Below are 2,516 nucleotides of genomic sequence, written 5' to 3' on the forward strand. Positions count from 1 at the left end.
CGGCGTGGACTATCTGGCGTGGAAAAACGGGCCGGGCCTGAATCTGTTTGCTGCCGGATATGATGTCGGGAAAATCTTTTCCAACGAAGCGGTCCTGCAACTCCTCAACGGAGCGAAACAGTTCGCCGATCTGGCAAAAAATTTTTCCACGAACTGGAGTTACGGCGGATTCTTCACCGCGCCGCAGTTCGATTTGAGTTTCGTCCGGCTGCTTCAGCAATCCGGCAATGCCCGGCTGGTTTCCAATGCGGACCTGACCTTTCTCAATACGCCGCTTTACGGCGACGGCAGCGATGTCACGCGCACCTATTATGCAGAGTTGACGCCGAGCTACCAGAACCTCAAAAAGGATGATGACGACCGAACCGATGTCGTGGCCGACCAAGCTGAAACTCCGGCCGTCGCGCTCAAAATCATCAACCCGGTGATCTGCTTCGGAGCTCAAACCGGTGAAGTGGATTCCATCGGCATGGTACCTGCAACTGAGGATTTTTACAGGGACAACAGAACCGGAGGTGTAATTTTTTCCTACAACCTCGGTGTAAACAGTGTCGTGGAACGCAACAATCGCGGGGATGAACTCCGCAATTATGCCCGGATCGACGGAGCCCTGACTCTTGGTTTCAGGCAGGAAAAACTGCTCGGAAGCTATGTGAAAGAGACCGATGTCGAACAAACGATCGGCATCCCGTTTCTCTCGCGGATTCCGGTGCTCAAGTATCTGTTCGGCACAACCACGACACTGAAAGAAAAAAGCTACATCATCGTCTCCGCCGAAGCCCGTCTGGTCCATCCTGAACTCCAGCCGACACCTCCGATCAGTCCGGAAGTGATTGCGGAAGAACTCAACTGAATTTCTTGAAAGGTTTTCCATTATGAAAAACAAACTGTTTTTCCTTTTTACAATTCTTCTCTCTTCCACGCTTTTGCCGGCGGAAGATACCATCAGAATCATACCGGAACAAATCCCCGGCAAATCCAAAGCTGATTTCAACGCCCCCAGCTCCGGCTACGGCAGCAGCAGCGTGCAGGCACAACTGCGGCTGGAGGTCAAGGATGGAACCAAGGCTATTCATTTCATCCGCGACAACAACGATCCGTATGTCATCACCAAGGCATACGAACTGAAACATGCGGATCCCTACGGACTGCGCTGGTATCTGAACGCCATCATCAACGCCAAGCGCGTGGATCAGAACCGGCCGAGCGTCGCGGCGCTCAAATTCAACAATGGGCGCAAGCTGCTGATCGTCTCGGCGGAAGCCTACCGGTTTGAGGACGACGGTTATGGAGAGAGCATTGACAAACTGGTGGAACGGCTTGACCAGCCCGGACTGACCGCCTCCAGCGGACGTCCGAAATTCATCTACTTCCCGAAGATCAATTCAGCGGCGACTTTGAAGAAAATGGTTTCGGAAGTGGGCGCCTCGGCGATTGATGTGGAATTCGACAACGGTGTGGACAAACTGATCGTCGACGGCGGACTTAATGCGCTGTTCGTCGCGGCTCCTTTCTGGTCATGGAAGCATATCAGCAATATGCTTGCGCAATACGACCGCCCGATTCCGGAGATCCGTTTCCGCTACAAAGTGGTCGAAATCTTCGCGGAAAATGACGACAAGCTCGGTCTAGATTTTCAGAGCTGGAAGAACAACGACGGCGCGGATTTCTTTTCCGTGGGAGGGCGTTTCCGCAGCAATTGGGCTTCCACGTTCGGCGCGGGAGTGAACAACTCCGGCTCCAGCAAAACGGAATTCTTCAATTTCAATCCGAAGTGGAACAGCAAGTACATCGATTTTCTGACCAGCCGCGGCAAAGCGCGGGTGCTGACCAGCGGCGTGCTGAATGCGAAAAACCGCACCACAACCTCGATCAATGTCGGTTCCGGGCTGTTCTATGACGACGTGTCGCAAAAAATCGAACCCGGCAACACCGGAAGCCTTCCGGAGCCATTCGCAGGAAAACCGGATGTGCCGGAAGCGGGGAAACTTGAAATCCAGAAGGGACAGCAGCAGATCACCAAAGTCGCGGAAGGGTTCCGCTTTTCGCTTGATCTCGTTGAGCCGGTCGTCACAGCCAGCAGCACGACTTTGAGGCTTCATGCGGAGAGTGTTTCGCTGATCGGCTGGGATTCCAAAGGGGAACCGCGTCTGAACAAGTCCGAAATCGAAACGGAGGTGCAGATCGGCAACAGCGGTAAAAATTTTGTGATCGGCGGACTGAAAAAGTTCGACGTTGTCCGCGGTGTCGCAGGGCTGCCGCTGCTGAAAGACCTTCCGCTGCTCGGCTGGCTGTTCTCGACCGAAAGCGAATCGACGAAAAAGTCACAGATCGTGATTCTGGCGAGTGCTGAATACAGTACACCGTTTGATCCGCTGCCGACGGCGATCCAATCCAATGTCGGCAAAATCGTCGAGGACGTCCGTTCCGGGGTGCGGAATCCGCTCAACAATCTCGGATTTGAACAATATGGAATTGATTCCAACACTATTGAATAACCAGAAAAATCAAGAAGG

The 2,516-nt window shown here is 53.4% G+C and carries 2 protein-coding genes; both read left to right on the top strand.

Features of this window, described 5'->3' with window-relative positions:
• Window positions 1-853: hypothetical protein (locus ACMLHG_RS12840; RefSeq protein ID WP_417170743.1), on the top strand; the 853-nt coding region annotated here is incomplete at its 5' end.
• 22 nt (window positions 854-875) lie between these two features.
• On the top strand, window positions 876-2,498 hold the full coding sequence (locus ACMLHG_RS12845) for a hypothetical protein (protein WP_176940442.1): 1,623 nt from the start codon (window positions 876-878) through the stop codon (window positions 2,496-2,498).
• Window positions 2,499-2,516: the final 18 nt, after the last annotated feature.

It is taken from the genome of Victivallis sp., assembly GCF_048170485.1.
Lineage (GTDB): Bacteria > Verrucomicrobiota > Lentisphaeria > Victivallales > Victivallaceae > Victivallis.

Excerpts from the sequence above, each read along its gene's own strand:
- ACMLHG_RS12845 (WP_176940442.1), top strand. The coding sequence starts at position 876 with ATGAAAAACAAACTGTTTTTCCTTTTTACAATTCTTCTCTCTTCCACG.